Raw genomic sequence first — 25,397 nt, forward strand, 5'->3', positions numbered from 1 at the left:
GCCGGAACGCCCTCCCGGCATGGCTGCATCACTACAATCACCACCGGCCCCACACCGCCATCGGGAACCGGTCACCGATCACTCGGTTGACCAACCTCCCTGGGCAGTACAGCTAGTCGAACACATCGGGTCGACGTCCATTCCGGGCCTGAGGGCGAAGCCGATCATCGACCTTGCTGTTCGGATCCGTGACCGCGGCGACTTCGACGCTCACCGGGACCGCCTGGAAGCTAGCGGATGGCATATCGGCAGCGGGGTTCGCTCGCACCTCGTGATGCTGTTCGAACGCGAGGGGCAACGCACCCACATCGCCCACTTCTTTCCAGCTGTTGAGTGGGAAGAGAACAACCAGCGCATCTTGCGCGACTGGCTGCTGTCGCATCCTGCCGACGCGGCGTACTACGAGTCCGCGAAGATTGCTGCCGCCGCCGCGGCGCGCGGGCAGAGCGCGTCCTACAACTCTGCAAAAACAGCGGTGATTCAGGGCATAGTCGATCGAGCGCGGGCCGAGCGGGGCCTTCCGTCGGCGGCCGTCTACGACAAGTGACGACGCCGCTGCCCGCAGCCGGATCGGCTACTGAAACAGCTGGCGGAGTCGAAGGTGACCGGATGAGCCGGGGGAGCTGTGCTCGACCCCGGCTCATCCGGTGCGGTCCCGCCAGCGATCATTCCGCTTTCGCCGACTGTCGAGTGAGTCGGCTATTGCATCAGCTCGTGGACGGTGCTCACTGAGCGGTGAGCTGGCTCATGAAGGCGGACATGTCGCCGATGGCATTGTGCTCGACGATCTGGCCGTCGCGGATGACGTCGACGGCGACGGCTTCGAGGCGGGTCGCGTTGCCGTTGGCGGGGATGCCGAACAGGTCGCCGTTGCTGAAGGTGCCTTCGAGGACCCAGTGGGTGTAGACGGTGTCGCCGTCGGCGGCCTGGCCGAGGATCGTCATGGTCTGGTCGGGGACCGCGGTCTTCGCGGCGAGGTCGGAACCCATCCACATGTCCCTGTTCATCGCGCCGCCGTTGGTGTGGTTGGCGAGCTCCTGGGAGATGTAGGTGTCGAACGCGCCCTGCAGGTCGCCGCCGTTGTAGGCGTCGTAGAAGGTGCGGGCGATGGTCTTGTTGTCGTCGGTGGTACTCATGGTCTTGTCCTTCGGCTGGGAGCGGTCACTCACGAGCTTGTGGGTGAGGTCGTGTGATGCCCGGGCTGCGGGCGGTGGTCAGTTGGCGGAGAGCAGCAGCGTGTTCAGGCTCGGGTCTCGGACGAGGAAGCCGGCGTCGGATTCCTCGATGGGTCCGTCGACGGTTCCGAGGACGTGGTCGAGGCGCTCGTGGGTGTCGAGGCGGAGGGTGAAGGCGCGCATGCGGGCGGTCCCTGCGGGTGATTGCGGTGCGCCGACGCCTTGCCAGGTGTTCACTGCGATGCGGTGGTTGAACGCGCCGCCACCACCGAGGTCGCCCATGTGGAAGCGGGGTGCCCACACGGCCTGGTTGAACCCGAACGTGCGGTAGAAGTCGTATGCGGCTTCGAGGTCACCGACGTACAGGTGAACATGGCCGATCTTCGTGCCCTCCGGCACGGGAAGGGTGGTGTCGTCATCGGGCAGTGCGGCGAGGACGGCGCGGACGTCGAGCGGTTCACGACCGTTGGAGCGAGTGCCGTCCTGGCGGATCACGGACGGCCCGTTGTCGTCCATGCGGAACTCGAGGAGACGTTCCGGCGTCTCGAGGGTGATCTCGACGGTGATGCCGTCCGGGTCGAGGAGGTAGATCGCCTTCGACATGATGTGGTCGGTCGGCGAGATCTGCCAGCCGACCCGGATGAGGCGGAGCAGGATCCGTGCGAAGTCCGCTTCTGTCGGCGGGTGCACGGCGAGGTGGTAGAGCCCGCTGTGGCCCTGCAGGAACCCGGTCTGAGCGCCCGGGTGCAGGGTGACGAGCGTCCGCGCCTTCGTACCGAGCTCGACCTCGTCCTGGGACTCGGACCGCAGGACGAGACCGATGACATCGGTCCAGAACGCGGTGGAACGGCCGAGGTCGGTGACCTCGAGGTGCACGGCGCCGAACTCCGCGACCTCACGGTCCGGGGTGCCAGGCGCGGCCGCGTTCGGGGCGGGGCGCGGGTCCGAAGAAGTGTCGAGGGGATTCATTGCTGCTCCTGCAGAGTTCGACGTCGGCGTGGGTCCCGGGCCGCGCTGCTGCTGCCCGAACCCGGAGTTACTTGAAAGATCAAGGAACGAAGACCACTGTACGCCGTTTTGTTGAACAGTCAACCATCTGCTGCAGATCATTCGTGATGGCCCGTGGCAGCAGTAGCGGGCCTGGACACAGGACGCCCGCCAGCCGAGCGACGAAGGCGTCGCATCGGCTGGCGAGCGGAAAGAGATGTCAGCGCGCGATCGGGAGGAACGTGCGGTAGAGCGGCACCGCAACCGCCGTCGTCACGAGGTGCATGATGCCGAGCGCCACGCCCGCGGTCATCATCGCGGAGTCACCACTGACGGCGAGGAGCACGTCGGGGATGAGGGAGAGCACGAGCACGACCGGGACGAGAATCGCGAGCACCCGTCCAGCCGATCGCGTGCGGCTGATGAGCGCCCACCCGATCGCACCGACCAGGACGCCGACGACGGTGAAGGTGACGTACGCCGGCGCCGTCAGGCCCTGTACTGCCGTGTCAGCACCGGCCGCCAGGGCGCTCACGGCGATGATCGCGTTGGCGATACTGCCGATCACGGCGGCGAGGACCGTCGCGATGAGAACTCCGCGAACCCTGCTCGGGCGGCGGGTGGTCGTGTCGATCGTGCTCATGGGACTTCCGTTCTGAGAGGGGCGGCCGCATCGGATGAGCGGGCACGGCGGAGCAACGGACTGACGGGTGCCAGTCCGAGCGGTCGGGGGTCTGTGGAGTGGGCGGCCTGTGGAGTCGTAGGTCAGTCGTGAGCCCCCGGCGCAGCGGCGGCGCGCGCCGCCGGCCCGCAGTCGGCGTCCGGTGTCAGGAGGTTCGCGGCGATCGGCCGCAGGATCGCTGCAAGATCACCGACCCGCTCGGGCGGGATGGCGTCGAAGAACGCCCGCCGAGCCTCCTCGACGTGATGCGGTGCCGCTCGCTCGATGAGCGCTCGACCCTCGGCGGTCAGGGTGGCTACGAGAGAGCGCTTGTCCGTCTCGGACGGCACTCGACGCACCCACCCACGCTTCTCGAGCTTCGTCACCGCGTGCGACAGACGGGAGAGTGAGCCGTTGGTGAGGAAGGCGAGGCTGCTCATCGGGGCGCTGTCATCGGGCGACTCGCTCAGCATCGAGAGAACGTTGTACTCGAAGCGGGTCATCCCGAAGTCACGCTTGAGCTGAGCGTCGAGGGCCGAAGGCAGCAGCTCGATGATCGCAAGGAGATCCATCCAGGCTGCCGCCTCGGTCTTGTTGAGCCAGCGCGGTTCGTCCATGCGCACATCGTCGCAGAAAAAACTTGACCGTTCAACAAAACGGTGTGTACTGTCGCTCTCGTTACTTCAACGTTCAAGCACAAGGAAGATCATGCTCATCGCACTCTGGATCATCAATGGCCTCCTGGCGCTCGCGTTCCTCGGAGCCGGCCTGATGAAGCTGGCACGCCCGACCGAGGCCCTCGCCAGCAGCGGGATGGGCTGGGCGGCCGACTTCGCCAGCAGCCACGTCAAGCTCATCGGCCTCGCCGAGGTTCTCGGCGCGATCGGTCTGATCCTGCCGCTGCTGCTCGGTATCGCGCCGATCCTCACCCCGATCGCTGCGATCCTCCTCGCGGTCCTCATGCTCGGCGCCGTGGTCGTGCACCTGCGCCGCAAGGAATCTCCGGCGGCGCCGATCGTCCTGATGATCCTCTCGATCGTCAGCGCGATCCTCGGCTTCATCGCCCTCTGAACTCACCCTCTCCAACCGCACCACCTCTGAAACAGGAGCACACATCATGACCAGCATCAGCATCCTCGGTACCGGCAACATGGGCACCGCGATCGCCTCCGTCTTCTCCGACGGCGGCGCCACCGTCGAGTCCATCAAGCACTCCGACGAGCCCACCTCCTTCGCCGGCGACATCGTCGTCCTCGCCGTTCCGTACGCGGCCCTCCCCGAGATCGCCGACAAGTACAAGGCCGCCCTCGGCGGCAAGACCGTCGTCGACATCACCAACACCGTCGACTTCGCCACCTTCCAGCCCGTCGCCTTCGACGCCGGCAGCGGCGCCGCGGACCTCGCCGCCCGCCTGCCCGAGTCCCGCGTCGTCAAGGCGTTCAACACCAACTTCGCCTCCGCGCTTGCCGCGAAGAGCGTCGGCGGCAAGAAGACCGCCGTCCTCATCGCCGGCGACGACGCCGACGCGAAGGCCGCCCTCCGCGAAGCGATCACCGCCGGTGGCCTCGACGCGTACGACGCCGGCCCCCTCGCCCGCGCCCACGAGCTCGAGGGCATCGGCTACCTCCAGATGGGCCTGGCCGTCTCCGAGCAGATCGGATGGACCGACGGTCTCGGGGTCATCAAGTGACGATCGCCGTCACTGGCGCGACCGGTCAACTCGGCCGCCTGATCGTCGAGCACCTCCTCGCCCGCGGCCTCGCTGCCGATGACGTCGTCGCGGTCGGCCGCAACGCCGACCGCCTCTCGACACTGTTCCTCGACCACGGTGTCCGCACCGCAGTCGCCGACTACACCGACCCGGACGCCCTCCAGGCCGCGTTCCACGGCATCGAGACCCTGGTGCTCGTCTCCGGCAGCGAGGTGGGCCAGCGTGTCCCACAGCACACCAACGCCATCCGCGCCGCGGAACAGGCCGGCGTGCAGCACATCGTCTACACCAGCGCTCCCCACGCCGACACGTCGACGCTGTTCGTCGCACCCGAGCACAAGGCCACCGAGGACCTCCTCGCGGCCTCACCCGTCACCGCGACCGTGCTCCGGAACAACTGGTACAACGAGAACTACGAGCAGGCGTTCGCCCAGATCGCCGCGACCAGCCAGTGGCTCGCCAGCAGCGGCACCGGCCGGATCGCCTCGGCCTCCCGCTCCGACTACGCCGAAGCGGCAGCCGTCGTCGCCGCAACGGACGCGCATCGCGGCGAGACACTCGAGCTCGCCGGCGACACCGCCTGGGACGGCGCCGAGTTCGCCGCCACCGCCAGCCGTGTCCTCGGACGCGACGTCGCGTACGCCGGCGTCTCGTCGGAGGAGCACCAGGAGGCACTCGTCGCTGCAGGTCTCGACGAAGGCACGATCGGGTTCCTCGTCGGCCTCGACGCCGCCGTCGCCGACGGCGCGCTCGACGGACCCTCGACGGTCCTCTCCACGCTGATCGGTCACCCGACCGAGACGCTCGAGGAAGCCTTCCGCCGCTTCCACACGGCCTGATCCACCCGCGGATCCACGACGCTCCGTGGTGCCGGATACTTCCGTCCGTACCACGGAGCGTTGTCGCATCCATGCCGCACGGCCGGCGAAGTCTGCACCTCCAACTTCAAGTAGTTGCACTGTGCCTCGCAAAGTGCAAAGCTGCAGAGTGTGAACACATCTGAGCGGACGCGACTGCTTCGCCGTCGCATGATCGCCACGGCCCGTCGCCGGACGATCGCGGACGGCCTGAACGGGTTCACCATCGAGCAGCTCTGCGAAGAAGTTGGTGTGTCCCGCCGGACGTTCTTCAACCACTTCGCGTCGAAGGAGGACGTCGTGCTCGGGATCGAGCTCGGCGTCGAAGACGACCTGCTTGCCACCTTCGCTGCGGGAGCGGCGGTCGACCCCGACCTCGCCCCCTTCGAAGCGGCGGTCGCCCTGGCGATCGAACATCTCCATGTCGTCGGCCTCGACCGCGGCGAAGAAGCCCTCATGCGGGACGTCCTGGAACGCGAGCCCTCCCTCGTGGCGCGATTCGTCACCGCGACCGACCGGCAGATGAACCTCGTCGGCGACGCCATGCGCTCCCGATTCGGATGGACAGACCCGGCCGACGACCGCGGGCGGCTCGTTGCCGAGATCATCGGCGCACTGCTCAAAGCGACCGCGTGGCGGTTCTTCGCCGATGACGACGGGCCGCCCTTCGAGGACATCCTCCGCGCCAACTTCCGCCTTGTCACAGCGATGGCGAACTCGGACAGCCCCGCTGTCCCGGCCAGCAGTGCGCCGCTCTCGGCGGCACACTCGATCAACGAACTGGAGCACACCCCATGAGCTCGACCAAGAGCGCGAAACGGGCAGGACGGTCCGACGGGCCACTCCTGCTCACCCAGCGCCGCATCTGGACCATCTTCTCGGCGCTCATCGCGGGCATGCTGCTGTCGAGCCTCGACCAGACCATCGTGTCCACGGCGATGCCCACCATCGTGGGCGAGCTCGGCGGTGTCGCGCACCAGGCGTGGCTGACCACGGGCTACCTGCTGGCCTCCACGATCGTGATGCCGATCTACGGCAAGTTCGGCGACGTCCTGGGTCGGCGGAACCTGTTCCTCATCGCCATCGCGCTGTTCACCATCGCATCGGCCGGCTGCGCGTTCGCCGGTGACTTCACGCAGCTGATCGTGTGGCGTGCGGTGCAGGGCCTCGGCGGTGGCGGTCTGATGATCCTGTCGCAGGCGATCATTGCCGACATCGTGCCCGCGTCGCAGCGCGGCAAGTACCTCGGCCCGCTCGGTGCGATCTTCGGCCTCTCGGCGATCGGCGGCCCGCTGCTCGGTGGGTTCTTCGTCGACCACCTCACCTGGAACTGGGCCTTCTACATCAACATCCCCGTCGGGATCGCCGCGTTCTTCATCGCCTGGTTCGCACTCACCCTGCCGACCAAGAAGGCCGAGAAGAAGATCGACGTCCTCGGCGTGCTCCTCATGTCCGCCGCCACCACCTGCCTGGTGTTCTTCTCCGAGTTCGGCGGCAACAAGGACCACGGCTGGGACGCCCCCGAGACCTGGGCCTGGTTCGCCGGCCTCGTCGTCGCCGCGGCCCTCCTCGTGCTCGTCGAGTCCCGCGTCGAGGACCCGGTGCTCCCGATGTCGTTCTTCCGCAACCGTACCTTCCTGCTCGCGACCGGCATCGGCCTCGTGCTCGGCATCGGCATGTTCGCCGCCATCGGGTTCGTCCCCACGTTCCTGCAGATGGCGTCCGGCACCTCGGCCGCAGTCTCGGGGCTCCTCATGCTCCCGATGATGGTCGGCCTCATCGGCACCTCCGTCGTATCCGGCAACCTCATCACGAAGACCGGCCGCTACCGGATGTTCCCGATCGTCGGCACGATCCTCGTCGCCGCCGCGATGCTGTGCTTGACGCAGCTGGCTGCGGACACCCCGATCTGGCTGATCTGCGTCTACCTGTTCGTCTTCGGCGCCGGCCTCGGCCTCATCATGCAGGTCGTGGTCCTCGTCGCACAGAACGCCGTACCCGCCGAGCAGGTCGGCACCGCCACCTCGACGAACAACTACTTCCGCGAGGTCGGCGCCTCCCTCGGCACCGCCGTCTTCGGTGCACTGTTCACCGCACGTTTGACCACCTCGCTGACGGACGTGTTCCGCGGCGCCGGCGGTTCCGCGACGGATGCGGCGTCCTCGGCGGGCAGCATCGACCCCGCGACCGTGGCGAAGCTCCCCGAGGCGGTGCAGAACGGCATCGTGAACGCGTACGCCGACTCCCTCGCGCCGGTGTTCTGGTACCTGCTGCCGTTCATCGCCGCCGCGTTCCTCCTCGCGCTGTTCCTGCCGCAGATCAAGCTCTCCGACACGGCCGGCATGGTGGCCCGCGGCGAAGCGATCGGCGGCGCAGAAGCCGACGAACTCGAGAAGGCGCGACAGGACGCCGCTGCAGCCGGCCAGCCGGCTGCAGCCGCAGCCGCAGCCGCCTCAGGCTCGGACACCGTTCGAGCCGGGACCCGTCGCGACAAGTAGCCGGACAGAAGGAGGGGCCGTCAGCGGCGGCTCCTCCCTCCATCCCCGGCCCGCGATAGGCACCGACGAACACGCTCGACCCGCACGCCTGCACCAGTAGCCACGCCACAGAAAGAGACCATCATGGCCGCCCCTCTCGGCATGCGCGTCCGCACCTGGGCGATGTCAACGCTCGTCACACGAATCATCCGGGCGCCGAAGGTGGAGTTGACCTCCCGAGCGGTTCCGGACAACGAGATCGTGCACATCCCCACCCGTCACGGGTCAGTCCGCTGCTACATCACACGGCCTCCCGCGGACGCCCCGCTCGCCGCCAACGGTGCCACCCCGCCGGTGGTCATCAACACCCACGGTGGTGGGTTCGTGATCGGGAACCCGCTGCAGGACAACCACCTCGCTCGAGGGATCGCGGGCGAAGTCGGCACAGTCGTCGTCAACGTCGACTACAGCACAGCTCCCAAAGCCCGGTTCCCACAGGCGTTGGGGGAGTGCTTCGACGTGCTCAGGTGGGTCGCCCGCTCTGGGGACACCATGGGATGGGACGGCACCCGGATCGCGGTGACTGGCAGCAGCGCCGGGGGGAACCTCGCCCTCGGCACCCTCACGCAGACCACCCGCGAGCACGGCCCCGCTGTTCGCGCTGCCGCCCTCATCGTGCCCGCCGTGGACCTGTCGATCCCGCCCGCCGAAGCGACCTTGCTGATCGAGAAGCCGTTCGTGAACGCCGGGATGCTCGAGATGGTCGACACGGCCTACCCGCTGGAGGACACCGACCGGAAAGATCCCCTGGTCTCGCCCAGCTTCCTCTCCGACGCCGAGCTCCGGGCACTGCCACCGACCCTGGTCGTCACCGCGGAGCACGACACGCTGCGCCCCTCCATCGAGGAGTTCACCGCGCGAGCGGTAGCCGTCGGCGCGCCGGTCGAGACCCGACGGTTCGACGACGTCGACCACGACTTCTACTACGCAAGCTCCACGCCGAAAGCGACCCTCGACACGCTCATGGCCGCGTTCACCGCGCACCTACTCGAACACCTCCGCTGAACCGCGTTGCACGCCGTGCAGCGTCGGTGGATCCGTCACCGGGAGATCATGCCCCACGCTGCACTTTGGAGGAGCATCGAAGCGGCCAGCACCATGAAGCCGGCAAACCGCAACACGGCGCTCGTGGCGGCGACCGCTGCCCACACCGGCAGCAACGGGACCCGTGCAATCGTCCCAGCACGAGAGGTGTGGTTCCGCTGGTCAGATTCGTCGTCGAGCTCCGCCGGCGTCGAGATGAACATCGCCGTCCGGGCGGGGCGAGCGGGAAGAAGCGTGGTCGTGAGGTGTCCTTCCATCGGTGCGGCTATGGGGACCAGCATCACCGCAGCGACACCCGTCGGCGTCGTTCCCCAGAACCGAGGAACCTGATGCAGATGGAGTACAAGACCGGCACCGGCCTACCCCAGACTCAGGGGATGACCGTTCCGACGCCCGGCGGGCCCGCGACGCCGCGCCCGCTGTGGCTGCGCACGCAACCCGTGCTCGAGCGCCTCCCGCTCTGGGTGAGCGTGACCGCGATGATCGTGGAACTGGTCGTCATCGTCACCAACGGCGACGGTCTGCTCGCCGGCATCGGCGCACTCGTGACCCTCGCCGGCGCGCTCGTCGCCGCCCGTCTACCGCAGGTCGGACTCACGTTGACGATGGCGGGCGTCGTCGTGGTGATCGTCGGAGGGCGGGAGCCGATCGGCGAGTGCACCGTCGTGGTGTTCGTCCTGTTCGCACTCACCTTGCGCGGCTTGCCGCCAACGCGCAGCATCGGGATCACAGCGCTGGCGATGGCCGTCATCTTCGGACTCGCCAGCTTCCTCTCCGCGGGCCGCGCGGTCGGTCTCGACGCCGTCGCGGTCATCGTCGCCGTCGTCGCCGGTGGTGCCGTGGGCGCGGCACTTCGGCTGCAGCGACAGTACTGGGAGTCCCTCGAGCAGCGCACCCGCGACGCGATCGCGACACGGGAGGCCGAAGCCGAACGGCGAGTGGCCGAAGAGCGGGTCCGCATCGCCCGCGACCTGCACGACATCGTCGGCCACCAGGTCGCCGTCGTGAGCATGCACATCGGCGCGGTCGAAGTCACCGCCGGCCGCGACGACGCCGCGACCCAGCGATCGCTGGTCGCGGCGCGCACCGCCGTGCAGTCGATCCTCAGCGACACGCAACGCACGCTGGCGATGCTCCGCAGCGACGACGCCGACCACGACGACGTGCACCGACCGACACCCGGCCTGTCGACGATCGACGAGCTGGCCGCCTCGTTCCAGGACGCTGGCCTATCGATCGACGCGCAAATCACCGACCAAGCTCGCCGGGTGCACGAGGCCGTCGGGGTGACGGTGTTCCGCGTGGCGCAAGAAGCGTTGACGAACGCCCACCGGTACGGCACCGGTGAGGCCGCGCTGACGGTGCTGACGGACGAGGCTGATGTGGTGATCAGCGTCACGAACCCGGTCGCGTCCACGCCGCCGACCGCACACGGCAGCGGATATGGACTCATCGGGATGCGCGAACGCGTTGAGTCCGCCGGCGGAACCCTGCAGCTTGGGACCGACGAGGATGTCTTCACCGTCACAGCACGAATCCCATGGAACGAAGGAGCCAGCTCGTGACACACGTGCTGTTGGTCGATGACCAAGAGATGATCCGGCTCGGACTGCGCACCATCATCGACGCGCACCCGGACTTCACCGTCGTCGGTGAAGCAGCGGACGGGTTCGCCGCCCTCACCTTCCTCAACGATCACGACGTCGATCTCATCCTCATGGACGTCCGCATGCCCGGGATCGACGGCGTCGAAACGACGCGACGGATCCGGGAGCGGATCCCGTCCGAGCAGACCCGCATCGTCGTGCTGACCACTTTCGAGCACGACGACACCGTCCTCGCCGCGCTCCGGGCCGGCGCGAACGGGTTCCTCGGCAAGGGCGTCGGACCAGCCGAGCTCATCGCCAGTCTGCAGGAAGTCATCGCCGGGGGAGGTGCCCTGTCCGCAGCAGCCTCTGCCGCGCTCATCGGGCACGTCACCGACAGCCCGGGCCGCGTCATCGACGCCGACCTCGCCGACCGGTTCCTCGCTCTGACCGCCCGCGAGCGCGACGTGGTGCTCAGCATCGCGGCGGGGCACGACAATGACACCATCGCAGCGGAGTTGTTCGTCTCACCGTTCACGGTGAAGACCCACGCGAGCCGTGCGATGGCGAAGGTCGGCGCCCGTGACCGGGCCCAACTGGTCGCGTACGCCTACCAGGCCGGCCTTCTCGCCTGACTCGGCCGCGCGCAGCACGCGGACGCAATGACCGTTCGGGAAGCCCTTCGGGAACATGGACGGTCGTTAGGCTCCTGGGAACGGGAGGAGCCGCCATGACTGATGCCCAGCACCATGACTGATGCCCAGCAGAGGACCCGAGCGTCACGTGTGGCTGCAACCCGGGACGCGATCCTCACGGCGGCCGAGCAGCTCTTCGGTGAGTACGGCATCGCACACGTGTCAGGACGGCAGATCGGAGAGGCCGCCGGGCAGGGGAACACCGCGGCGGTCGGGTACCACTTCGGAGGCAAAGCAGATCTCATCCGCGCGATCCTCGCCCGGCACCAGCACGCCATCAACGCGCTCCGACTTGCCGAACTGCAGCGAGTCGAGGGGCGGAACGACATCCGCGACTGGATCGCCTGTTTCGTGCGTCCGACGACCACCCATCTCGAGTCCCTGGGATCACCGACCTGGTACGGCCGGTTCAGCGCGCAGGTCGCGACGGATCCCGCCTGGGCTGACATCGCGATGGACGAAGCTCGAGAAGCACCGGGCCTCATGCGCATCGCGCATGGCATCCAGCGCTGCCTCCCGGACCTCCCAGCGCCGGTGCGTGTTGAGCGGATGACGATGGGCCGAATCCTCCTGACGCAGGTGATCGCGGAACACGAACGCGCGCTGGAGCGAGGCGGTGCTCGCATCTGGGCGAACTGGTCCGCCGTGGCGGACTCTCTGATCGACGTCGTGTCGTCCTTGTGGATGGCCGAGGCGGTGACGTCTCCGCGCGCTGCCGGGCAGTCGCCATCCTGAGCCTGGTCCACCCTTCGGGGGACCCCCTTCGCGGTAGGTGGAAATCTCCCGGGAGTGTAAATCAAGCGATTGATTTAAAAAGGGTACGGCGATTGACTCGCTGGGGCGGCAACAGCTGTTGCCGCCCCGCCCATCTCAAGGAGCACGATGACGGACATCGCCACGGACAGCAGCATGCGCGAAGCGGACCTGGAGGCGTTGCGCGCCCGGTACCGGGTCGAACGCGACCGACGCATCCGTCCTGACGGGCTCCGGCAGTACCAGGGCATGCGCGGCGCGTACGGGTACTGGGCGACGGACCCGTACACGCGCCGTTCGGATCGTCCGGCGAAGACCGACCGCGTCGAGGTGCTCATCGTGGGCGGCGGGTTCGGCGGACTCCTGACCGGGGCGCGGCTGCGCCAGGCGGGCTTCACGGACATCCGCATGACCGAGGAGGGCGGCGACTTCGGCGGTACCTGGTACTGGAACCGGTACCCGGGTATCCACTGCGACATTGAAGCCTCGGTGTACATGCCGCTGCTCGAGGAAGTCGGAACCGTCCCCACTCGCCGGTACGCGCCCGGCGAGGAGATCCGCCGGCACGCGATGGCGATGGCGAGGCACTTTGACCTGTACGACGACGTGCTCTTCCACACCCGGGTCACCGACCTCCGCTGGGACGACGACACCGCGGACTGGGCAGTCCGGACCGACCGCGGCGACACGATGCGCGCACGGTACGTCATCGTCTCCTCCGGGTCGCTATCTCAGCCCAAGCTCCCCGCGATCCCCGGGATGGAGAACTTCAGGGGACACACGTTCCACACGAGTCGGTGGGACTACGGCTACACCGGTGGTGACCAGGCCGGGGGGATGACCGGCCTTGCCGACAAGCGCGTCGCGGTGGTCGGGACCGGTGCGACGGGCATCCAGGTGATCCCCCTCGTCGCCGAGGACGCTGCGCACCTCACCGTTTTCCAGCGGACCCCGTCGAGTGTGGACGTCCGCGACAATCGCGATCTGCCCGCGGACTGGACCACGGGCCTCCCGACCGGATGGCAGCAGGAACGCATGGAGAACTTCCTCGCGGTCGTCTCCGGCGAAGAGACCGAGGTGGACCTGATTCAGGACGGCTGGACCTCCACCGCAGCGCTGCAACGCACGATGCTGACCGGGCAGACGGAGGACACGCTCGACCCGGAGGAACGCGACCGGCTGATCGAGATCGCGGACGCCCGCAAGATGGACCAGATCCGTGCACGCGTCGATGCCGTCGTCACGGATCCGGCGACCGCAGAGATCCTCAAGCCCTGGTACCGGTACATGTGCAAGCGGCCGACGTTCAGTGACAAGTACCTGCAGGCCTTCAACCGGCCGAACGTGACCCTGGTCGACACCGCCGACACCGGGGGAATCACCGCCATGACCGAGACCGGTGTGGTGGTCGGCGACACGGAGTACGAGGTCGACGCCGTCGTTTTCGCCACCGGGTTCGAGACCGGCGTCTCGGGCGTCATCTCCGGAACACTGCCGGTGCACGGCCGGGACGGAACGCAACTGCTCGAAGCGTGGGCACGAGGTCCCCGGACACTGCACGGATTCGTGTCGCACGGCTTCCCGAACCTCTTCCACCTCGGAGCGCTGCAGAACGCGAACTCTGTGAACTTCGTGCACATCCTGCAGGAGCAGGCCACGCACATCGCCGCGATCCTGGAGCACGCTCGCGACGATGGCGCACGGCAGGTCGAGCCCACCGTCGAAGCCGAAGACCGGTGGTTGGCGACGATCCACGAGGTGGAGGTGGACAACGCGGCGTTCCTGGCGGAGTGCACGCCCGGTTACTACAACGGCGAGGGCACCCGGAAGCGTGGGGGCGGCGGGTACAGCCCCGGGCCCGTCCGGTTCCACCGCCTGCTCCGGGAATGGCGGCAGACCTCGATCGACGAAGTCCTCGTGCCCGAGCTCGCCGTCACCAACTCCTGACCCGATCACTCCACCCAGATGGGCTGGCGCACACACTGGCTCGGAAGGACGACGATGACCACGAGAATCGCAGCACCGTCCGCTGGCGACCTCGACGGGTAGCGGTGCTGTGCCTCAGAGCGGGAGGTCCGCTTCGTCGCCTGATCTGACCCCCACCCTTCGGAACCGGCCGCCGCTCAATGAGCGTCGGCCCGCCGATGTCGCGCCTACTGGTTGTGCAAGGAAAGGGTGGGATCTACTGCAAATGGAGTAGCCCGAACGGTGCGAAAGGAGGCCGTGTCGAAGCGCTCGGATCGGGATCGTTGACGTTGTTCGCACATCGCAACCACGACGACGAAGGAAACCGCATGTCCACGTTCCTGTCCCACCTCGGGCGCTTCAGCGCCCGGTTCCGATGGCTGGTGATCGGAGCGTGGCTCCTGATCATGGCCGTGCTGATCGGCATCTTCATCGTCGGTAGCGGCATCGACAAGGGTGCCGCGACCACGAGCATCCCCGACACCAAGGCCTCCCAGGCGTTGGAGCGGATGAACAAGGAATTCCCTTCCAAGACTGCCTCGGACACCGCGTCCCTGCAGCTGGTGTTCCAACCGAAGTCCGGCAACGTCACGGACGCGACGACTGCGAAGCAGCTCGAGTCGTTCCTCGCGAAGGCTCGGACGGTCGACGGCGTCAAGTCCGTCAGCGACCCACTGAACGCAGAACAGCCCTACATCTCCAAGGACCGCACGGTGGCCGTCGCCACGATGACCTACGGCGACCTGACGAAGAAGCAGGAGACGAAGTACTACGACGCAGCTCTCGAGCTGCAGGAGAACGCCCCTCCTGGGCTTGGTGTCGAGCTCGGCGGGAACCTCGTGCCCCTCGGCGCCCCGGCCACCAGCCCGAGTGAAGGCGCCGGCGTCATCATCGCGTTCGTCATCCTCGCGATCACGTTCGGATCGCTGCTCGCTGCGGGCATCAATCTCCTCGTCGCTGTCTTCGGCGTCGGTGTCGGCCTCATCGGTGTCCTCGCCTACGGCGCACTCACCCCGATCGGTGACAACGCGATCATCCTCGCAACCATGCTCGGCCTGGCAGTCGGTATCGACTACAGCCTGTTCATCCTGTCCCGCTTCAAGACCGAGCTCCGTTCCGGTCGGAGGGTCGACGACGCGATCGCTCGCGCAACCGGTACGGCCGGCACCGCTGTGGTCTTCGCTGGCATGACCGTCGTCGTCGCGCTCGTCGCGCTCATGGTCGCAAACCTCAGCTACATCACCGAGATGGGTGTCGCCGCAGCGTTCGCGGTCGCCGTCGCCGTCCTGCTCTCGCTCACCCTGCTGCCGGCACTGATGCGGTTCATGGGCGTCAAGGCGCTGTCGAAAAAGCAGCGCGCAGCGCTGCAACGCGGGGAACTCTTCACCGACGACGGCCCGCAGAAGCGCGGCGTCCTCCGCTCGTGGGGCAGCTTCGTCGTGAAGCGCCCGATCGTGTCTCTCCTGGGCGGCGTCCTCGTCCTGGTCGTCGTCGCGCTCCCCATGCTCAGCATGAAGACCGCCTCCAACGTCCCTGGCGGGTCCGACCCGGAGTCCACCGAACGCACCGCCTACAACCTCATCGTCGACAAGTTCGGCGGCATCCAGAGCCCCCTGATCGTCCTGGCTGAGGGTGACAACATCACCTCGAAGACCGCCGCGATCGAGAACGAACTCACCGGTCTCGACGGCGTGCAGCAGGTCGTTCCCGCTCAGGTCAGTTCCGACGGGGACTACGCACGTATCACCGTCATTCCGACCGAGGGACCGATCGACGACTCCACCAAGGACCTGGTGCACCAGATCCGCGACGACGCTGACACCATCAGCGGAACGCACCTCGAAGTCACCGGTGAAACCGCGATCGGCATCGACTCCGACGACCAGCTCGCACGTGCGCTGGTGAAGTACGTCATCGTCATCGTCGTCATCTCGATCATCCTGCTCATCGTCCTGTTCCGGTCGCTGCTCATTCCCGTGATCGCGACCCTCGGATACCTGCTTTCCGTCGGCGCGTCGTTCGGGGCGAGCGTCGCCGTGTTCCAGTGGGGGTGGCTGGACTTCCTGCCAGCACCGCAGGGCGACCCGATGCTGAGCATCCTGCCGCTGCTGCTGGTCGGTGTGCTCTTCGGACTCGCGATGGACTACCAGGTGTTCCTCGTCTCACGTATCCAGGAGATGTACCGCAAGGGCCGTGACCCCAAGCAGGCGATCCGCGAGGGCTTCTCCCGATCCGGTCCCGTCCTCGTCGCTGCGGCGAGCATCATGATCGTCGTCTTCGGCGGGTTCGCCACCGGGGAGTTCGCGATCGGCGCCTCGATCGCGTTCGGGCTCCTCGTCGGCGTCGCCGCGGACGCGTTCATCGTCCGCATGGTCCTGATGCCGGCTGCGTTGTCCCTCCTGGGTCGCTCCGCTTGGTGGATCCCGAAGTGGCTGGACAAGGTCCTCCCCGACGTCGATGTCGAAGGCCACGCCCTCGACAAGCACGACGCCGCGACACCTGCCGCGCACGACCAGCCACGAGTCCTCGTCGGCTGACACTCCGAAGGGCCCCGGTGAGCACACCGGGGCCCTTCGTCCTTTGCTCGTAGAACGAAAGTGACAGCTGATGCAGCACCCCGTCCGCCCCGAAGACATCCATCTCCCCCCGACCCAGCCCATCGACATCACCGCCTACCTTGCAGCGGAAGCAGATCGTGCGTTCGCCGAGAAAGGCTCCGCACCAGAGCTGAACGTTCAGGATCCCGAACCGCCTTGCTGAGCGCGATATCAGCAGACCCGCTGCTCGAGCGGTGCGCGGTCAACGACCGTGGGTGAAGTAGCCAGACGAGAAACCCCGTCGCAGGGCAACGCGGGAAGACGTTCGGTAGTTGGTCGGCTATCGGGACGCAGGCCGGCCGTACTTGGCGACGATTTCTCGCCTCGCCTGGTCTCGAGAGAGCGCTCCTTGCAGCACCCGGCGGACTCGCTCGATGGCGTCTGCATCGACCTGTAGGCCCCGTGCTCGCAGCGCCAACTCGATGAAGGCCACTTCACCTTCGACGTCGATACGGCTCTCGTTGCTCGCCATGGACCAACTGTGCCCCCGACTCCGATCCACGATGCTCAGCCGTGGCGCGCAGTACGAGCCGCAGTAGTCTGATCGAAGACCTTCATACAAGACTCTCGAAGGCGGAACTCTCCTCACAGCGTGGGGGGATTGGCCTTCTGAACCGGCGGCTCCCAGAGATTGCTCAGGCTAAGTGAGTGCGTACCCGTCGGGAGGCACCGGCAACGTTGCCGCGACGAGATCTTCGACGAGGGTTCCATCGAGCGGGCGGCGGGTGACGAGGCACCATAGGACCATCGCCAGGAAGACCTGCGTGACCGTGTCGATCCTGAGGTCCGGTGGGAGCGCACCAGCCTCCACCGCCAGTCGCAGTCGTTCCGCGAGCCGCGTGCGGGCGGCAGTCGTGATCCGTTCGTCGTAGTTCGCGGAGAGGTCAGCATCTTCGGCAACAGCCGCGATGATGGCCTGGAGTACGGCGGCTGCATCGGGGTCGTCGTAAACACGCGCGACGGCCAGCATCCACGCAGTGACGTCGGCGTGGACGTCATCGGAGACGGCAACGGGACCTACCGGGAGGATGCCGCCCGCGGTGACCATCTCCGAAACCAGCGCCGCTTTCGTCGGCCACCATCGATACAGGGTTTGTTTGCCGACGCCAGCTACCGCGGCGATTCGCTCGAACGACAGCGTGTCCCATCCACGGCTGGCCAGCTCCGAGCGCGTCGCGTCGAGGATCGCCAAGCGTGTCTCTTCATTGCGGAGTCGTCCTGTGCTCTTGGCCATACAGCCATCCTCGCGGCATCACGACTCCGGCCGGCGCGGCCAGCCGTGGTGCGGACTACTGAACGGAGACGCCGCCGTCGCTGGAGAGGACGGCGCCGTTGATGTTCACACCGTCCTTGCTGAGCAAGAACGTGATCGAGGCAGCGAGCTCGGCGGGCGCCGCGATGCTCGGTAGCAGTGCGAAGAACGGCGCCAACCGCTCCTGGCCCTTCTCCGAGAGCTTCGAGGAGGAGCCGATGTTCGTGGCGACCGCGCCGGGAGCGACAGCGTTGACGCGCAGTCCTCGCTGCGCATACATGAACGCTGCGGAGCGGGTCAGGCCCAGGACCGCGTGCTTGGACGCGGTGTAGGCCGCTCCTGAACCGCTACCGAGGAGCGCGGCGCCGCTGATGATGTTGACGACGGAGCCGCTGCCGGCTTCGAGCATGACGGGCAGCACGGCTCGGGTGAGCTTGAAAGTGCCGGTGACGTTGACGCCCATCACGCGCTCCCAGACGGCGTCGCTCGTCTCGTCGATGGGGGAGAAGTCGTCGGCGATGCCGGCGATGTTGGCGAGAGCGTCGATCTGGCCACCGGCGGCTGCGACGATCGCGTCGACGTCTGCCTGCGAGGTGATGTCGCCACCCACCGGCACGATGTCGGCGTCGGGCAGTTCCGCAAGCAGATCTGAGAGGCGGTCGGCGGTGATGTCGACGGCCACGACCCGCCCGCCTTCGCGTGCAACGCGTGACGCCGTGGCACGACCGATGCCGGACGCGGCCCCGGTGACGATGACGGTCTGGCCGGAGAAACGACCCGGAGTGATCTGCTCAGTCCAGGTGGAAGCCTGCGTGGACTGCGGAACCACGTTCGTGTGGGTGTCGGGCGCGGTGGAATCGGACATGGAGGTCTCCTGTCGACAATGACGAGGGTGAGCTAGGTGGTGATCACCAGGCTTGTCGAGACAAATCGTCTCGACTTCAAGAAATCGTACGCCTGGCGTCGACGCCCTTCCGACACGTTCGACCCTGCGGCTCAACGCGCGCTCCGGACACCTGTACGAGCATCCGGCCACCCTCCGGTGTGTCCAGTAACCGATGGGCTCCAGAGATCCATCGCCGAGGGCTACGGTGCCCTCGTGGGGAAGCGGAACTACCTCGTCGAAGGCGTCTCTGGAACAGGGAAGACGTCGGTGTGCCACGAACTGCGTCGCCGTGGCTTCCCAGCGATCGACGGCGATCGAGAACTCGCCTACCAGGGTGACCCGAAGACAGGGGCGCCTGTCGATGGTATGACCGGGACAGCCGTTCACCACCACCACATCTGGCAGGTAGAGAGGGTCCGCTCCATCGCGGCGGACCAGTCAGATCCGGTCACCTTCTTCTGCGGAGGATCGCGCAACGTCGAATCGTTCATCGACGTCTTCGACGACGTCTTCGTCCTGATGATCGATCGGGCAACGCTCGAGCGACGCCTGGAGGCGCGGGGCGATGACGAATGGGCCGGGACGGGCCGGCTGGAAGAGCGGGCCCTCGTTCACGCACTCCATGCGACCGGCACCGTGCCGCGCGATGGCGTGCACGTCGATGCCAGTCAGCCGCTCGATGTCGTCGTGGACGAGGTGCTCCGCCGGTGTGGCCTGTCCGAGTGGTGAGCGCGTCCTGCGAGATCACGACGCGTCATCCGCTTCCGCGCACCGCCGTGAGAGCGCTTGCCAGCGTGGCCAGGTCTCTCTAGTCGCCTTCGATGAAGCCGGCGGCAGCGAGGGCGCGCTCGTAGATCTCTCGGATGACTGCGGCCTTGCGGGCGTTGTAGTCCGACATGCGTTGCGCTGGCTGCTGTGCGGCCTGACGCTTGACGGTCGCGTAGCGTTCGCGATCCGCGGTGTCGTGTCGGAGCCAGTTCCGGAACACCACGTGCTTGACCAGCTCCGGACTGTCCGGCCCGAAGACGTGCAGGTTCACGGGGATCCCGGGAACCGGCGCTGCCGCCCGGTTGCTTGCAGGGGCTCCCTGGAGGAGGCGATGCTCGTGCCACCAGGGCTCGCGCACCGTGAGGACGAAGCCCGCTGATTCCAACCGCGGCAGCCAGACACGTTCGTCGGAGGGATCTGCGACCGTCAGGTCCAGGTCGAGTACCGGTTTCGCCGCGAGCCCAGGAACAGACGTGGACCCGACGTGCTCGACACGGAGCGCGCGAACGTCGAGAGCATCGATGATCAGGTTGCTCACCGTCGATGCGAGCTGCGGCCATTCAGGGTCCGGGTCGACGACACTGATGACGGTGGCCTTCGGCGGGACCACCCACGGGCTGGCTCCCGCCGGCACGGGCGGCTCGTCGAAGTCGAGAATCTCAGCGGTCGTCGGCACGCCCATAGTCAACCCGATTGGTCGGCGCATCGGTTGATGACCGGGTCGCCGAGGGACGATCCGTGCCGTGCGGAGGCCGATGGCCGAGATCGACGGCGGCACAAGCGGTTCGAGCAGGCCCGACGTGACGAAGATAAGTCCTCACCACCAGCGTCTCGGAGCGGACCCCATGACCTCACTGCTCGGCCTGTCCACCTACGCGTACTTCTGGCGCATGTCGGATCGGGTGCCGTCGCCGATGTCCCTCGACGACGCACTCCGCGACGCCGCCACGCACGACGGTGTCGACCTGTTCCAGATCTGCGACCACGCACCGCTCGACACGGCGTCGGACGAGCGGCTCGCCGGGATCCGCTCGCTCGCGGACGAGCTCGGGCTGACGCTCGAGGTCGGCACGCGCGGGACCGACCCGGAGCACCTCGCCCGGTACCTGCACGTCGCACAGCGGCTCGACGCGGTGCTCGTCCGGTCGATGTGGAGTGCCGGCGACGACGAGCCGGACGCCGTCGAGACCGACCGGCGCCTGCGGGCCGCACTGCCGGCGTACGAGGAGGCCGGGGTCACCCTCGCCCTCGAGACCTACGAACGGATCAGCTCGGTCGAGCTCGTCGCGGTCGTGTCCGCGATCGGGTCGCCGAACCTGCGGATCTGCCTCGATCCCGCGAACACCGTCGCGAACCTCGAGCACCCGGCCGACGTCGTCGCCCGGTGCGCTCCGTACACGGCGAACTGGCACGTGAAGGACTTCGACTTCACCCGTTCGCCGGGCTGGGTCGGGTTCCAGTACACGGGCGTCCCGTTCGGCACCGGTCGGCTCGACTACGACGGCATCCGGGCGGCGATCGAGCCCGACGCCCGTGGCATCAACCGTGTCATCGAGTTCTGGCTCCCGTGGCAGGCCGACTCGGCGGATGACTCCACCGGGGACGCCGCGTCGAGGAGCATCGCCGTGGAGACGGACTGGGTCGCCTCGACGGTCGCCGCCCTCGCCGCCGCCCGCGCGTGACCGACCTGAGCATGACCGGAGCGTCCCGGACGTCCGCCGGCTGGTCCACGCGATCCGCACGAGCGGCTTCGCGACCGCCAGCGCGCTGAACAGGGGGTTGCGGAGTGCACCACGGTCAGCGCGACGTCCTCGGCAGGAACGCAGCCAGCAGCAACGGCACCGCACTGAGCCCGAGCACCCACCAGAACGTCGCCCCGAAGGCACCGGCCGCGGCGGCCGGCGACCCCGCGGAAGCCAGGAAGTGCTCGAGGACCACCGCGACCACGGTGACGCCGAAGGGCGCCCCGACGCGCTGCACGATGCTGAAGGCGGCACTGCCGCGCGGGGTCTCGTCGTGGCTCAGGCTCGCGAACGCCAGGGTCATCACCGGGAGGGACGCGGCGCCCATCCCGACTCCCTGGACGAACTGCGCGACGAGCAGCAGGACGGAGTGACCATCGACGCCGGCGAGGGCGAAGGGGACGATCCCGAGCATGAGGAGCACCACGCCACCGCCGACGACCAGGCGGCCGTCGAGCTTCGCGGTGAGTCGGCGGCTGAGCACGATGAAGAGCATCGTGCCGAGGCCCTGCGGGATGAGCAGGAGGCCGGTGTGCAGGACGGAAGCGCCGCGGACCTGTTGGTAGAACAGCGGCAGGAGGAACATCAGGGCGTACATCGAGAAGCCGCCGACGAACGTGATGACGCTCGACAGGCCGAAGCTCCGACGTGCGAAGACGCGGACGTCGACGAGCGCATGGGTCCGGTTACGGAGCGCGGAGGCGACGAAGCCGACCAGGAGCGCGCCTCCCGTTGCGAGCGGGAGCCAGACGTCGGTCGCGGCGAACCCGTGGTCCCCGGTGAGCCGGCTGACGCCGTACGCGATGAGCGCGACCGCGGGGGTGAGGAGCACGAACCCGAGCACGTCGAACCGGCTCCCGCGCTGCGCGGGTGCGGACGGCAGGAACAGCGGGCCGAGCACGAGAGCGGCCAGGCAGATCGGGATGTTGACGAAGAACAGCCAGTGCCAGCTGACGGATTGCACGATGGACCCGCCGATGATCGGCCCGAGGATCGGCGCGAGCTGCCCGATGAGCCCGATGGTGGCGATGGCGCGGCCGATGCGCTCGCGGCCGGCCGCGCGGGTCAGGATCGTGATCGTCACCGGGAGCACCAGGCCGCCCCCGACGCCCTGCAGCACCCGGAACACGACGAGTGACGGGAGGGACCACGCGAGTCCGCAGAGCAGGGAACCGACCATGAAGGTCGCGACCGCGACGATCCACGCGGTGCGGGCGCCGAGGCGTTCGGACACCCAGCCGGACACCGGGATCACCGACACGAAGGCCAGGAGGTACGCGGTCGCGACCCACTGCGTGCGGGCGACCGACTCGTGGAACGTGTGGTGCAGATGGTCGAGTGCGATGTTGACGATGGTCGTGTCGAGCAGCGTCGTCAGGGCGCCGAGGACGAGCACGAGGCTGATCAGGGTGAGCCGCCGGTCCGTGACCGGGCCGGGAACGGCCGGAGCCGTGAGGGAAGTGGTCATGCGGCGTAAACTACACCGTGCAGTGTAGGAAGTACACCCGTCGGTGTAATGTGGCGTGGTGGCTGCCGCGACCCCTCAGGACCCGACATCGAAATCGACGTCGAAGACCATCCGTGCCGGGCAGGCGCACAAACGGAGCGCGATCCTCGCGGCAGCGCGGGACCTCTTCGTCCTGGACGGTGTCGAGCGCACGAGCATGGACGCCGTCGCCGCGCGCGCGAGCGTCTCGAAGCGGACCGTGTACGACTACTACGGCGACAAGCGCGGGCTCCTCCTCGGTGTCGTCGTGGCTGCGGGGGAGTCGCTCGTCGAGACGCTCCGGCAGGCCATCGCGGACCACCTGGCCGACGACGCTCCCATCGCCGACCAGGCCGCGCTCGAACGCGCGCTCGTCGGGTTCGCCGTGCAGATCGGCGAGACCATGCTCGGCTCTGCCGACTACGGGAGCACCATCAAGCTCATCGGTGACAACCGCGCGATCCTCCCCGAGCTCGCGCACCACCCCCTCAACTCGGCACCGGAAGCGGCGCTCGCCGAGCGGATCGCACACTTCGCGGACGTCGGTCTGCTCGACGTGGACGACGCGTTCCTGGCGGCCGACCACTTCAACGCCCTGACCACCCTGCTGGCCATGAACATCCGGTTCCCGGATCAGCTGTCCACGGACGCGACCCGCAGGACGATGGCCGACGGAGTGCACGCCTTCATGCGGGCGTACGGCGCGCGCTGAGCCCCGGCGGCAGCACGGCGTGCTCGTGGTGACGTCGTCGTGGTCGTCGAACACGGGTCGTCCGGTCGAACACCGCGATCCCGGTGTTCGACCGGACGCGAGGTGTGCGACACGGTCGTCCCGCGGGTGCAGCGCCTCCCGTCCGATGCACGGCCCGGCGACGACGCGCGTCCGCCGAGCGCCATGGGACGCCGAGCGCCGTCGGACGCCAGGCGTGGCTCGCGTCAGTTGGCGACGTTCACCTGCGTGCGGTGCAGGTCCGTCCGCTCGATCTGGTCGACGAAACCGATGGCGTAGTCCTGCGCGGAGATCGCGCCGCCCTCGGCGACCACGGCGACGTCGGTGCCGACCCGGTACGAGCCGGTGCGCTCGCCGGGGGCGAAGGAGCCGAACTGCAGGGGCGGGCTGACGAACACCCAGTCGAGCGCCTCGGGGGCTGCGGGGAGGTCCTCGAGGACGAGGGCCGCGCCGCTCTGGACCTCGTGGTGCAGCTCGGCCGGGACGGCGCTGAGGTCCTCGACGTACCGGGGCGCGCCGGGTGCGGGGCGGAGCGACGAGAACCCGCCGACCACGAACAGCCGAGCACCGGCGGACGCGACCCGTCGCGCGATGGTGCGGTTGACCTCCCGGAAGGTGTCGGTGAGGTCGCCGCGCGGCGCGAGCGCGGCGGCGACGACGTCGGCGTCCTCGATGACCGGGGTGAGGACGGCTTGGTCCGAGGCGTCGCCCTGCACGTACCGGACGCCGGGGACCTGGTCGGTCGGGAGCGAACGGCTGAGCGAGGTGACCTCGTGACCACGGGACGCAGCCTCGGCGACGATCGCCGATCCTGCGTAGCCGGTGCCGCCGATGACGGAGATGCGGGACATGGGAGCCTTTCGGACGGAGGAGTGCACGGGCGCGACGAGTCGGCCCGATTCCACGGTAGGAGCGCCCGTGAGCGAGCGGAAGTAGGCACTTCAGGGTGCCTGTCGCGCCCCGCTCGCCGGGCCCGGTAGACATACGGCATGAGCACCGCACCCAGGACGCTCCAGTTCCGCGCCTTCACGACGACGAGCGACGACCCGCGGTCCGGCAATCCGGCGGGGGTCGTGCTGCACGCCGAGACGTTGACCGACGCGGACATGCTCGCGATCGCCGGCGAGCTCGGGCACAGCGAGACCGCGTTCCTCACCGCCGTGACGCCCCGCTCGGCGCGGATCCGCTACTTCACGCCGCGGGCGGAGATCGCCTTCTGCGGCCACGCGACCATCGCGTCGGGCGTGGCGCTGGCACGGGACGGCGCCGAGGGCGTGGTCGACCTGACCACGAACGCCGGCGTGGTGCCGGTCGCGGTGCATCCGGACCGCGCGACGCTCACCGCCGTCGCGACGACCGTCGCACCGCTCCCCGACGCGGTGCTCGGCGAGCTGCTCGACGCGCTCCGTCTGTCGTCGTCGGACCTCGACCCGGCGCTGCCACCGGCGTTGCTGTCCGGCGGCAACCCGCATCCGGTCGTGACCGTCCGCGAGGGCGTCCTCGCGCGGGTCGACCACGACGGCGACGCGGTGCTCCGCCTGCAGGACCGGGAGGGATGGGACGGCACGATCGCGGTCGTGCACCGGGTCGACGCCACGCGGTTCGTGAGCCGTCACCCGTTCCCGCGCGGCGGTGTCCGCGAGGACCCGGCCACGGGGTCGGCTGCCGCCGCGCTCGGTGCCTACCTGCGGGACGGCGGCCACGTGGCGGTCCCGGCGGTGCTCACCGTCGAGCAGGGTGCGGAGACCGGACACCCCTCACGCATCACCGTCGAGGTCCCCGCGACGGGTCGCGTCCGGGTGAGCGGGACGGTGGAGGAGCTGGCGGGGCCCGGTCTCCGGCCGACTGCCTAGATGTACTGCCCAGGGACGTTGGTTGTGTTGCGACGACTCGCTGTAGTCGTTGGGATGTGAGAAGGACCTCCTGCAGTGGAGTGGAGCTGTCTAGTTCACACACTCTCCGCAG

At 68.1% G+C, this 25,397-nt stretch carries 27 protein-coding genes and 1 pseudogene; 18 read left to right on the plus strand and 10 right to left on the minus strand.

What is annotated here, in order from left to right:
- On the plus strand, positions 1 to 116 hold a 116-nt coding region (locus tag DEI92_RS16070; RefSeq protein WP_146246128.1), incomplete at its 5' end, for an integrase core domain-containing protein.
- 50 nt (positions 117 to 166) lie between these two features.
- Entirely contained in the window at positions 167 to 547 is a 381-nt protein-coding gene (locus DEI92_RS16925; RefSeq protein WP_258370251.1) for a GrpB family protein, read from the plus strand.
- Positions 548 to 725: 178 nt separating this feature from the next.
- On the opposite strand, the gene DEI92_RS16075 is transcribed toward DEI92_RS16925, so the two are convergent.
- The 4 genes from DEI92_RS16075 to DEI92_RS16090 all read right to left on the minus strand — a co-directional run bounded on the left by DEI92_RS16075 (position 726) and on the right by DEI92_RS16090 (position 3,440).
- Positions 726 to 1,136, minus strand: a complete 411-nt coding sequence (locus tag DEI92_RS16075; RefSeq protein WP_111048202.1) for an ester cyclase — start codon at positions 1,134 to 1,136, stop codon at positions 726 to 728.
- A 78-nt stretch (positions 1,137 to 1,214) separates the two neighbouring features.
- A complete protein-coding gene (locus DEI92_RS16080; protein WP_181435011.1) occupies positions 1,215 to 2,144 on the minus strand; it encodes a VOC family protein in 930 nt (309 codons plus the stop codon).
- Positions 2,145 to 2,382: 238 nt separating this feature from the next.
- Positions 2,383 to 2,805, minus strand: a complete 423-nt coding sequence (locus DEI92_RS16085) for a DUF6069 family protein (RefSeq protein ID WP_220037227.1) — start codon at positions 2,803 to 2,805, stop codon at positions 2,383 to 2,385.
- Positions 2,806 to 2,927: 122 nt separating this feature from the next.
- Positions 2,928 to 3,440, minus strand: coding sequence for a MarR family winged helix-turn-helix transcriptional regulator (locus DEI92_RS16090; protein WP_111014260.1), 513 nt, complete (start codon positions 3,438 to 3,440; stop codon positions 2,928 to 2,930).
- A 91-nt stretch (positions 3,441 to 3,531) separates the two neighbouring features.
- On the opposite strand from DEI92_RS16090, the gene DEI92_RS16095 reads away from it, so the two are divergent.
- The 12 genes and pseudogenes from DEI92_RS16095 to DEI92_RS16150 all read left to right on the plus strand — a co-directional run bounded on the left by DEI92_RS16095 (position 3,532) and on the right by DEI92_RS16150 (position 16,508).
- Positions 3,532 to 3,894 carry a DoxX family protein gene (locus tag DEI92_RS16095; RefSeq protein ID WP_111014261.1) on the plus strand — a complete coding sequence of 121 codons (363 nt, stop codon included), beginning with the start codon at positions 3,532 to 3,534 and terminating at the stop codon, positions 3,892 to 3,894.
- A 46-nt stretch (positions 3,895 to 3,940) separates the two neighbouring features.
- The gene (locus DEI92_RS16100) at positions 3,941 to 4,513 is read left to right on the plus strand and encodes an NADPH-dependent F420 reductase (protein WP_111014262.1); all 573 of its coding nucleotides are present in this window, start codon (positions 3,941 to 3,943) and stop codon (positions 4,511 to 4,513) included.
- A complete protein-coding gene (locus DEI92_RS16105) occupies positions 4,510 to 5,373 on the plus strand; it encodes an SDR family oxidoreductase (protein ID WP_111014263.1) in 864 nt (287 codons plus the stop codon). Before DEI92_RS16100 ends, DEI92_RS16105 begins: the two co-directional genes overlap by 4 nt.
- 189 nt (positions 5,374 to 5,562) lie before the next feature.
- Positions 5,563 to 5,637 (plus strand): annotated as a pseudogene (locus tag DEI92_RS17045) (hypothetical protein); the annotation flags it as partial.
- Between the two features lie 54 nt (positions 5,638 to 5,691).
- Complete coding sequence (locus tag DEI92_RS16110) at positions 5,692 to 6,189, plus strand: hypothetical protein (RefSeq protein WP_258370252.1); 498 nt, start codon at positions 5,692 to 5,694, stop codon at positions 6,187 to 6,189.
- Positions 6,186 to 7,889, plus strand: coding sequence for an MDR family MFS transporter (locus DEI92_RS16115; protein WP_111014265.1), 1,704 nt, complete (start codon positions 6,186 to 6,188; stop codon positions 7,887 to 7,889). Before DEI92_RS16110 ends, DEI92_RS16115 begins: the two co-directional genes overlap by 4 nt.
- A 123-nt stretch (positions 7,890 to 8,012) precedes the next feature.
- The gene (locus DEI92_RS16120; protein ID WP_111014266.1) at positions 8,013 to 8,933 is read left to right on the plus strand and encodes an alpha/beta hydrolase; all 921 of its coding nucleotides are present in this window, start codon (positions 8,013 to 8,015) and stop codon (positions 8,931 to 8,933) included.
- A 26-nt stretch (positions 8,934 to 8,959) separates the two neighbouring features.
- Entirely contained in the window at positions 8,960 to 10,537 is a 1,578-nt protein-coding gene (locus DEI92_RS16130) for a sensor histidine kinase (RefSeq protein WP_146249181.1), read from the plus strand.
- Positions 10,534 to 11,193, plus strand: a complete 660-nt coding sequence (locus DEI92_RS16135) for a response regulator transcription factor (protein WP_111014269.1) — start codon at positions 10,534 to 10,536, stop codon at positions 11,191 to 11,193. The genes DEI92_RS16130 and DEI92_RS16135 overlap by 4 nt, the downstream gene beginning before the upstream one ends.
- A 150-nt stretch (positions 11,194 to 11,343) precedes the next feature.
- On the plus strand, positions 11,344 to 11,988 hold the full coding sequence (locus DEI92_RS16140; RefSeq protein ID WP_284183719.1) for a TetR/AcrR family transcriptional regulator: 645 nt from the start codon (positions 11,344 to 11,346) through the stop codon (positions 11,986 to 11,988).
- Between the two features lie 147 nt (positions 11,989 to 12,135).
- Positions 12,136 to 13,953 carry an NAD(P)/FAD-dependent oxidoreductase gene (locus tag DEI92_RS16145; RefSeq protein ID WP_111014270.1) on the plus strand — a complete coding sequence of 606 codons (1,818 nt, stop codon included), beginning with the start codon at positions 12,136 to 12,138 and terminating at the stop codon, positions 13,951 to 13,953.
- A gap of 347 nt (positions 13,954 to 14,300) precedes the next feature.
- On the plus strand, positions 14,301 to 16,508 hold the full coding sequence (locus tag DEI92_RS16150) for an MMPL family transporter (protein WP_111010749.1): 2,208 nt from the start codon (positions 14,301 to 14,303) through the stop codon (positions 16,506 to 16,508).
- Between the two features lie 340 nt (positions 16,509 to 16,848).
- On the opposite strand, the gene DEI92_RS16365 is transcribed toward DEI92_RS16150, so the two are convergent.
- The 3 genes from DEI92_RS16365 to DEI92_RS16160 all read right to left on the minus strand — a co-directional run bounded on the left by DEI92_RS16365 (position 16,849) and on the right by DEI92_RS16160 (position 18,820).
- Complete coding sequence (locus tag DEI92_RS16365) at positions 16,849 to 17,040, minus strand: hypothetical protein (protein ID WP_146244080.1); 192 nt, start codon at positions 17,038 to 17,040, stop codon at positions 16,849 to 16,851.
- 168 nt (positions 17,041 to 17,208) lie between these two features.
- Positions 17,209 to 17,802, minus strand: a complete 594-nt coding sequence (locus DEI92_RS16155) for a TetR/AcrR family transcriptional regulator (protein WP_111010748.1) — start codon at positions 17,800 to 17,802, stop codon at positions 17,209 to 17,211.
- Positions 17,803 to 17,857: 55 nt separating this feature from the next.
- The gene (locus DEI92_RS16160; protein WP_258370249.1) at positions 17,858 to 18,820 is read right to left on the minus strand and encodes an SDR family NAD(P)-dependent oxidoreductase; all 963 of its coding nucleotides are present in this window, start codon (positions 18,818 to 18,820) and stop codon (positions 17,858 to 17,860) included.
- Positions 18,821 to 18,919: 99 nt separating this feature from the next.
- Between DEI92_RS16160 and DEI92_RS16165 the strand changes: the two genes are divergently transcribed.
- Positions 18,920 to 19,435, plus strand: coding sequence for a nucleoside kinase (locus DEI92_RS16165; protein ID WP_111014279.1), 516 nt, complete (start codon positions 18,920 to 18,922; stop codon positions 19,433 to 19,435).
- Positions 19,436 to 19,514: 79 nt separating this feature from the next.
- On the opposite strand, the gene DEI92_RS16170 is transcribed toward DEI92_RS16165, so the two are convergent.
- Positions 19,515 to 20,156, minus strand: a complete 642-nt coding sequence (locus DEI92_RS16170; protein ID WP_111014272.1) for a GrpB family protein — start codon at positions 20,154 to 20,156, stop codon at positions 19,515 to 19,517.
- Positions 20,157 to 20,319: 163 nt separating this feature from the next.
- Here DEI92_RS16170 and DEI92_RS16175 point away from each other — a divergent pair, with 163 nt between their 5' ends.
- Positions 20,320 to 21,156 carry a sugar phosphate isomerase/epimerase gene (locus tag DEI92_RS16175; protein WP_111014273.1) on the plus strand — a complete coding sequence of 279 codons (837 nt, stop codon included), beginning with the start codon at positions 20,320 to 20,322 and terminating at the stop codon, positions 21,154 to 21,156.
- A gap of 115 nt (positions 21,157 to 21,271) precedes the next feature.
- On the opposite strand, the gene DEI92_RS16180 is transcribed toward DEI92_RS16175, so the two are convergent.
- Complete coding sequence (locus DEI92_RS16180; RefSeq protein ID WP_111014274.1) at positions 21,272 to 22,684, minus strand: MDR family MFS transporter; 1,413 nt, start codon at positions 22,682 to 22,684, stop codon at positions 21,272 to 21,274.
- A gap of 58 nt (positions 22,685 to 22,742) precedes the next feature.
- Between DEI92_RS16180 and DEI92_RS16185 the strand changes: the two genes are divergently transcribed.
- Positions 22,743 to 23,414 carry a TetR/AcrR family transcriptional regulator gene (locus DEI92_RS16185; RefSeq protein WP_111014280.1) on the plus strand — a complete coding sequence of 224 codons (672 nt, stop codon included), beginning with the start codon at positions 22,743 to 22,745 and terminating at the stop codon, positions 23,412 to 23,414.
- Positions 23,415 to 23,638: 224 nt separating this feature from the next.
- On the opposite strand, the gene DEI92_RS16190 is transcribed toward DEI92_RS16185, so the two are convergent.
- On the minus strand, positions 23,639 to 24,283 hold the full coding sequence (locus DEI92_RS16190) for an NAD(P)-dependent oxidoreductase (protein ID WP_111014275.1): 645 nt from the start codon (positions 24,281 to 24,283) through the stop codon (positions 23,639 to 23,641).
- A 138-nt stretch (positions 24,284 to 24,421) separates the two neighbouring features.
- Between DEI92_RS16190 and DEI92_RS16195 the strand changes: the two genes are divergently transcribed.
- Positions 24,422 to 25,285, plus strand: coding sequence for a PhzF family phenazine biosynthesis protein (locus DEI92_RS16195; RefSeq protein ID WP_111014276.1), 864 nt, complete (start codon positions 24,422 to 24,424; stop codon positions 25,283 to 25,285).
- Positions 25,286 to 25,397: the final 112 nt, after the last annotated feature.

This window comes from Curtobacterium sp. MCBD17_034 (assembly GCF_003234515.1).
In the GTDB taxonomy this organism is placed as follows: Bacteria; Actinomycetota; Actinomycetes; order Actinomycetales; family Microbacteriaceae; genus Curtobacterium.

What these genes read in the sequence shown, in the direction of transcription:
- DEI92_RS16100 (WP_111014262.1), top strand. Translation starts at nt 3,941, where the DNA reads ATGACCAGCATCAGCATCCTCGGTACCGGCAACATGGGCACCGCGATC.
- DEI92_RS16120 (WP_111014266.1), top strand. Translation starts at nt 8,013, where the DNA reads ATGGCCGCCCCTCTCGGCATGCGCGTCCGCACCTGGGCGATGTCAACG.
- DEI92_RS16095 (WP_111014261.1), top strand. Translation starts at nt 3,532, where the DNA reads ATGCTCATCGCACTCTGGATCATCAATGGCCTCCTGGCGCTCGCGTTC.
- DEI92_RS16080 (WP_181435011.1), bottom strand. Translation starts at nt 2,144, where the DNA reads ATGAATCCCCTCGACACTTCTTCGGACCCGCGCCCCGCCCCGAACGCG.
- DEI92_RS16090 (WP_111014260.1), bottom strand. Translation starts at nt 3,440, where the DNA reads ATGGACGAACCGCGCTGGCTCAACAAGACCGAGGCGGCAGCCTGGATG.
- DEI92_RS16190 (WP_111014275.1), bottom strand. Translation starts at nt 24,283, where the DNA reads ATGTCCCGCATCTCCGTCATCGGCGGCACCGGCTACGCAGGATCGGCG.
- DEI92_RS16085 (WP_220037227.1), bottom strand. Translation starts at nt 2,805, where the DNA reads ATGAGCACGATCGACACGACCACCCGCCGCCCGAGCAGGGTTCGCGGA.
- DEI92_RS16175 (WP_111014273.1), top strand. Translation starts at nt 20,320, where the DNA reads ATGACCTCACTGCTCGGCCTGTCCACCTACGCGTACTTCTGGCGCATG.
- DEI92_RS16195 (WP_111014276.1), top strand. Translation starts at nt 24,422, where the DNA reads ATGAGCACCGCACCCAGGACGCTCCAGTTCCGCGCCTTCACGACGACG.
- DEI92_RS16170 (WP_111014272.1), bottom strand. Translation starts at nt 20,156, where the DNA reads ATGGGCGTGCCGACGACCGCTGAGATTCTCGACTTCGACGAGCCGCCC.
- DEI92_RS16150 (WP_111010749.1), top strand. Translation starts at nt 14,301, where the DNA reads ATGTCCACGTTCCTGTCCCACCTCGGGCGCTTCAGCGCCCGGTTCCGA.
- DEI92_RS16365 (WP_146244080.1), bottom strand. Translation starts at nt 17,040, where the DNA reads ATGGCGAGCAACGAGAGCCGTATCGACGTCGAAGGTGAAGTGGCCTTC.
- DEI92_RS16155 (WP_111010748.1), bottom strand. Translation starts at nt 17,802, where the DNA reads ATGGCCAAGAGCACAGGACGACTCCGCAATGAAGAGACACGCTTGGCG.
- DEI92_RS16180 (WP_111014274.1), bottom strand. Translation starts at nt 22,684, where the DNA reads ATGACCACTTCCCTCACGGCTCCGGCCGTTCCCGGCCCGGTCACGGAC.
- DEI92_RS16075 (WP_111048202.1), bottom strand. Translation starts at nt 1,136, where the DNA reads ATGAGTACCACCGACGACAACAAGACCATCGCCCGCACCTTCTACGAC.
- DEI92_RS16145 (WP_111014270.1), top strand. Translation starts at nt 12,136, where the DNA reads ATGACGGACATCGCCACGGACAGCAGCATGCGCGAAGCGGACCTGGAG.
- DEI92_RS16115 (WP_111014265.1), top strand. Translation starts at nt 6,186, where the DNA reads ATGAGCTCGACCAAGAGCGCGAAACGGGCAGGACGGTCCGACGGGCCA.